This window comes from Drancourtella massiliensis, from assembly GCF_016900655.1.
In the GTDB taxonomy this organism is placed as follows: domain Bacteria; phylum Bacillota; class Clostridia; order Lachnospirales; family Lachnospiraceae; genus Sellimonas; species Sellimonas catena.
Genome location: NZ_JACJKH010000157.1, coordinates 1 through 215, shown reverse-complemented (window position 1 = coordinate 215; position 215 = coordinate 1). Strand labels below are relative to the sequence as shown.

Below are 215 nucleotides of genomic sequence, written 5' to 3'. Positions count from 1 at the left end.
TGCTGCATCGTAGCTGGTAGCTTCTGTGTATGGTGCCTTAAGGGCTGTTCCCTTTTCATCATCCATCACATAGTTCACTTTCAGGCTTCTTTCCTGTGCTACAAAGGTATAGGTATACTTCGCACCGTCTTCTACCTTGGTCTCTTCCGTTGGCTCTGTCGGTGTCCAGCTTCCGCCTTCATATCCTTCATTCGCCTTCGGTACTGGAATGTCGC

Annotated in this window: 1 protein-coding gene; it reads right to left on the bottom strand. The window is 49.3% G+C overall.

Going from position 1 to position 215, the window contains the following annotated elements:
• On the bottom strand, positions 1–215 hold a 215-nt coding region (locus H6A32_RS16185; RefSeq protein WP_204864840.1), incomplete at both ends, for a hypothetical protein.